The following is a 6,662-nucleotide window of genomic DNA, read 5'->3' on the forward strand; positions in this document are numbered from 1 at the left end:
CGTCAGATAAGCCGTTTATGGAATTTGTGCAGGACGTTAAAGAAGGTGCGCTCAAAGCGTTCGAGCATCAGGATTATCCATTCGAAGATCTGGTAGAAAAACTGGATGTGCAAAAAGATTTAAGTCGCAATCCGCTGTTTGATACGATGTTTGTCATGCAAAATGCGGATCAGATGGGAGTTCCTATACACTCGCTCGAAATCGTTCCGTACGGTGCAGAACAAGCAGCAGCCAAATTTGATTTAACGTTAAATGCTGTCGAAGCAGAAGGCGACCTTAGGTTTGGTTTGCAGTACTGCACAGCCTTGTTCCACAAAGAAACAGCGGAGCGTATGGCCAGACACTTCAAGTGCCTGCTGCAAGCCGTGGTGGAGCAGCCGGCTCGATCGCTGGGGGAAATTGAGATTTTGCTGGGCCAGGAAAGACAGCAAATTTTGGAACAATTCAATGATACGCGTTCTGCCTATCCAAAGGAGAAGACTATTCAGGAACTGTTTGAGGAGCAGGTGGAGAAGACACCGGAGCAACTGGCGGTCGTGTTAGGGGAACGGCGAATGTCGTATCGTGAGCTGAACGAACGGGCAAATAGGCTCGCGTGGACGCTTAAGAATCGAGGGATAAAGCCGGAAACCATTGTGGCAATCATGGTGGATCGATCCTTGGAAATGGTAGTGGGCATTATGGGCGTGTTAAAAGCCGGAGGAGCTTATTTACCGATCGATCCGGAGTACCCGGAAGAACGAATCGACTATATGTTGAAGGACAGCGGCACAGAATGGCTTCTAACGCAGGAGCCTTTTGTCCAACAAATCGGCAATCATTTCACAGGTGTGGTATTGGATTTGCATGATCCAGCCACGTATGCTGTCCATTCTGCAAATCCGGATTCGTTGTGCAGGTCGGATAACTTGGCCTACGTGATGTACACTTCAGGCTCGACGGGTAAGCCTAAAGGCACGTTGACCACACATGCCAATATTACCAAAGTTGTAATTCAAACCAATTATATTGACATCACTGCCGAAGACCGAATTTTACAGTTGTCCAATTACGCTTTTGACGGATCCACATTTGATATTTTCGGCGCCTTGCTGAACGGAGCGCGCTTAGTCATGGCCGATAAAGAGACGCTGCTTGACGTCAGTCGTCTCGTTGAAATGTTGGAGCAGGAAGGCATCACTGTCTTTTTCATCACCACGGCTTTGTTCAATTTGGTGACGGAGCAGGAGCCGTCTATTTTTAGCAAAGTAAGAAAAGTGCTGTTCGGCGGAGAAAAAGTATCCGTTCCCCATGTGCAAAGAGCTTTGCAAGCAGCGGGCGAGGATCGGATTATTCATGTATACGGTCCGACGGAAGCAACAGTATTTTCTACTTATTATCCGGTTCAAACGTTACCTGTCGATGCTTATGATGTGCCTATCGGCAAGCCGCTTGCGAATACTCAGGTCTATGTCCTTAGCAGTACGGGACAATTGCAGCCAATTGGAGTTCCGGGAGAGCTTTGCATTGCAGGGGACGGCTTGGCGAGGGGCTATTTGACACAGCCGGAGCTGACGAAGGAGAAATTTATAAAGCATCCATTCGCATCGGGTGAGCGAGTGTACAGAACCGGTGATTTGGTACGCTGGCTGCCTGATGGGAATCTGGAATATGTAGGCCGGATTGACCACCAAGTGAAAATCCGCGGTTACCGGATCGAACTGGGTGAAATTGAGGCCCGATTGCAGCGGCATGATCGAGTGAAAGAAGCAATTGTGTTGGCACGCAAGAGCGGTTCCGGCGATCTGCAGCTGTGTGCCTACGTTGTAGCGGAAGGGGCGCTGGATGTAGCGGAGCTGCGCCGATTCATGGGCCGGCACTTGCCGAGTTATATGATTCCGTCGTTCTTCATGCAGTTGGAGAAAATGCCGCTGACTCCAAACGGGAAGATTAATCGTCAGTCACTGCCAGCACCGGATACTGCGTCCGGTGTGGAGTACGTGGCGCCGCGAACAGAGTTGGAAATGCGGCTGTCGGAGTTGTGGAAAAAGGTGCTCGGCATCGAACGGATAGGCATAAAGGATAACTTCTTTGATCTCGGCGGCCATTCGTTGAAGGCATCGACGCTTGTGGCACAGATGCACAAGGAGCTGAATGTCAACGTGCCGCTGCGGGTTATCTTTCAAACTCCGACGCTAGAGCAGTTGGCACAGACTATAGTAGGAATGGAACGTCAAATGCACGCCTCGATAGAGCGAGTGGAGACGAGAGAGTATTACCCGGTCTCTTCGGCACAAAAGCGACTGTATATTCTGAATCAATTGGAAGGGGCAGCACTCAGCTACAACATGCCAGGGGCATACAATATAAAAGGGACGCTTGATGTGGAGCGGTTGGAACGAGCGTTTAGAGGGTTGATTGCCCGGCATGAATCGCTGCGAACTTCGTTCGAAATGGTAGAAGGGGAACCAGTGCAGCGTGTGCATGAGCAGATCACGTTTATGGTAGAGGTCGAAGAACATCTACCGAAGGAGGCTCTCTCGGGAAGCGGCCAGTTGCCAAATGAACAAGAGATCGCCCGGCGACGAGCCGATGCCTTTTTAAGGCCGTTTGACTTGGGGCAAGCGCCATTACTGCGTGTAGGTCTTATGCAATTGTCCGAAGACAGCCATCTTCTGCTGTTCGATATGCACCATATTATTTCAGACGGTGTATCCATGAATGTCTTGGTACAAGAATTTGCCCGTTTGTATGAAGGAGAAAGCTTGCCGGAGCTGCGGATACAGTACAAAGATTATGCGGTATGGCAGCAGGCGCTCGCCCAGAGCGAAGCCATGCAAAGGCAGGAAAAGTTCTGGCTGGAGACGTTTGCAGGTGAGATTCCCGTGCTGGATCTGCAAACGGATTATGCACGGCCGGCGGTACAGAGCTTTGAAGGAGATGCCGTTTCTTTCGATATAGGCCGTGAGGTGACAGGCAGATTGCGGTTGATTGCCACAGAAACCGGGGCCACGATGTATATGGTACTGCTGGCGGCTTATACGGCGCTCCTATCCAAGTATACGGGTCAGGAGGACGTCGTTGTCGGCACGCCGATCGCAGGACGACTCCATGCGGATCTGGAACCGCTCATCGGAATGTTCGTCGGCACGTTGGCGATGCGGAATTATCCATCCGGGGAGCAGACGTTTGCGGCCTTCGTGCGAGACGTGAAGGAGCGGGCGCTTGCCGCATTTGAGAATCAGGACTATCCGTTCGAAGAGCTGGTGGAGAAGTTGGCCATTCGGAGAGATCTCAGCCGTAATCCACTATTTGACACCATGTTCACTATGCAAAGCGGCAACCGTTCAGATCTCCCGATTCGAGGTCTGGAGTTTACTGCATCCGACACGGAATACTCGGCGGCGAAGTTTGACTTGACTCTTAATGCGATAGAAATAGATGACGGTGAAGAAAGACTTACTTTCAGCATGCAATATCGTACGGCTCTCTTTTGCAGAGAAACAGTAGAGCGCATGGCGGGTCACTTTAAACATCTGCTGCAAGCCGTAGCAGAACAGCCGGAGCAGCTTCTAAGGGAAATCAGCATCTTACCGCAGGAGGAGCGCAATCAAATTATCGTTGACTTCAATGATACAGCTGCTGCCTATCCGAGTGAAAAAACGATTCACGAGCTATTTGAAGCGCAGGTGGAGAAGACGCCAAATCAAGTAGCGCTAGCACTCGGGGAGGAACGGATTACCTATCAAGAATTAAATGAGAAAGCGAATAGACTTGCACGCGTACTGCTGGAGAACGGCGTGAAAGCGGACGAGGTTGTGGGCATTCTTGCAGACCGATCGTTGGAAATGGCCGTAGGCATCTTCGGAGTTTTAAAAGCCGGAGGAGCATATATGCCGATTGATCCCGAATATCCGGAAGAGCGCATCCGCTATATGCTGGAAGATTCGGGTGCGAACCTTCTGCTCGTTCAAGCGCATTTGAAGCAGCAGGCGGAGGTTGTGTCCAACTATAAGTTGAGCAATTCCGCCGCAAGTCAGAATGCGGATGTCGGACATTCGGTAATGGACGGGAATGCGTCGGCAGGCCGTATCCTAACATTAGGTAGCGAAATATTAGAGCGTGGGGATGGTACGAATGCCGAAGCGGCTTGCGGACCGAACCATTTAGCCTATGTGATTTATACCTCGGGTACGACAGGACTCCCAAAAGGGGTAATGATTGAACACCGAGGAGCGGTCAACGCGCTGCAGTGGCGAAAGGAAGAATATGGATTCAACGAAACGGACAAGGTTCTGCAATTGTTTTCATTTGCTTTCGACGGTTTTGTTACGAGCTTCTTTACGCCGCTTGTGTCTGGTTCACAGGTGATCCTTTTACCAGAAGCGTTAAGCAAAGACCCGGTGGCGATAAAAGAGGTAATCACTGAACAGCGTATAACCAGTTTCATCTGTATACCGTTGCTGTATGCGGCAGTTCTCGAATGTCTGACAAGTGATGAGATGGAATCGCTCCGTATCGTGACATTGGCAGGAGACAAAACGACACCTGAAATCGTACAGGCCAGTGTTCTTAAAAGCGCACGGACGGAGTTGGTTAACGAGTACGGCCCGACCGAGAACAGTGTAGTAACCAGTTGTTTAAGGCATTTGAACCGAGTCGAGCGGATTACGATAGGTAGGCCGATCTCGAATGTGCAAGTTTATGTGCTTAACCGGTATGGACAAATACAGCCGAGTGGGCTTGCCGGAGAAATATGTGTAGCGGGATCTGGCTTGGCAAGGGGTTATTTGAACCGTCCTCAACTGACGGCAGAGCGGTTTGTGGCTCATCCGTTTATTTCTGGGGAACGAGTATATCGAACCGGAGATTTGGGAAGATGGTTGCAAGATGGAAAGTTGGAATACTTGGGCCGGATCGACCACCAAGTGAAAATACGCGGGTACCGGATTGAATTGGGTGAAGTGGAGAATCAGTTAATGCGTCACGAACATGTTAAAGAAACGGCAGTGATCGCACAACAGGATGAACAAGGGGACTCCTACCTTTGCGCTTACGTAATTGCAGAAGGAACGGTGGATGCCAATGAGCTGCGCCGTTTCTTGGGACAACAATTGCCGAAGTATATGATTCCGTCGTTCTTTGTACAACTGGAGCAGATGCCGTTGACGCCGAACGGGAAACTCGACCGCTTGGCGTTGCCTGTGCCAGATGGAAATGCCTTGCTCGGAGCAGAATATGTAGCGCCGAGGACAGTTATGGAAGCTCGTTTGGCGGGAATTTGGCAGCGTGTGCTCGGCATAGAACGGGTTGGCGTAAGGGACAGCTTTTTCGATCTTGGTGGGCATTCGTTGAAAGCGACGATGCTTGTGTCGCAGATGCATAAGGAACTGAACGTAAACGTGCCGCTGCGAACCGTATTCCAGGCGCCGACGCTGGAACAACTGGCTCAGGCGGTTATGGGAATGGAGCAGCAGTTGTACGCATCGATCGAACCGGTGGAAGTAAGAGCGTATTATCCGGTCTCTTCAGCTCAAAAGCGGCTGTACATCCTGAATCAGTTGGAGGGTGCGGCAATTAGTTATAACATGCCTGGAATCTATGCCGTAGAGGGGCCGCTTGATGCGGCACGGTTAGAGCAGGCGTTCCGTGAACTGGTTGCGCGTCATGAATCGCTGCGAACCTCATTCGAAATGGTCGATGGAGAACCGGTGCAGCGCGTGCACGATCAGGTATCGTTTGCGGTAAAGAAGAAACGTCTGCCGCAGACGGAAAATCGTCTGTTAGAGGCAGAAAGCCTGCAAGGAACTGGGCGCCCGTCAAAAGCAGAGCGTATCACGGAAACGATGGAAATGGATATAGCCGAGCAGGTGGAAGCGTTCGTGCGTCCGTTCGACTTGGAGCAAGCGCCGCTATTGCGGGTAGGACTGGTCGAAGTGGAAGCGAACCGTCATCTTCTTCTGTTCGATATGCATCATATTGTTTCCGACGGAGTTTCGATGGGGGTGCTGGTACAGGAATTGACGCGGCTGTATGAAGGAGATGGCTTGCCGGAGCTGCGGATTCAGTACAAAGATTATGCAGCATGGCAGCAGTCGCTGGCCCAAAGCGAGACGATGCAGAAGCAGGAAGCGTTCTGGCTGGAGACATTTGCCGGCGATATCCCGGTGCTGGAGCTGCCGACGGATTATGCGCGTCCGGCGCTGCAAAGCTTTGCTGGGGACGTGGTGCACGCCGAACTCGATTCGGACGTGACCGCAGGCTTGCGCCGGATCGCTGCGGATACAGGAGCGACGATGTACATGGTGCTGCTGGCGGCGTATACGGCGCTGCTGTCCAAGTATTCAGGCCAAGAGGATATCGTTGTCGGCACGCCGATTGCCGGCCGTCCACATGCGGACTTGGAACCGCTCATCGGGATGTTCGTCGGCACGTTGGCAATGCGGAACTATCCGGCGGGAGAGCGGACGTTTGCAGAGTTCGTGCGCGACGTGAAGGAACGTGCGCTGCAAGCGTTCGAGAACCAAGACTATCCGTTCGAGGAACTGGTGGAGAAGCTGGATGTGCGCAAGGATTTGAGCCGCAATCCGCTATTTGACACGATGTTTGCGATGCAGGGCGAAGACGGCCCCGACATTGGGATGTCTGCGCTTCGGTTTACACCGTACGGGACGCCGCATACT

1 protein-coding gene is annotated in these 6,662 nt (G+C 51.7%); it reads left to right on the forward strand.

Features of this window, described 5'->3' with window-relative positions:
* On the forward strand, window positions 1-6,662 hold a 6,662-nt coding region (locus AZ66_RS25065), incomplete at both ends, for a non-ribosomal peptide synthetase (RefSeq protein WP_082061722.1).

This window comes from Paenibacillus sp. E194, assembly GCF_000935845.1.
GTDB classification, from domain to species: Bacteria; Bacillota; Bacilli; order Paenibacillales; family Paenibacillaceae; genus Paenibacillus_B; species Paenibacillus_B alvei_B.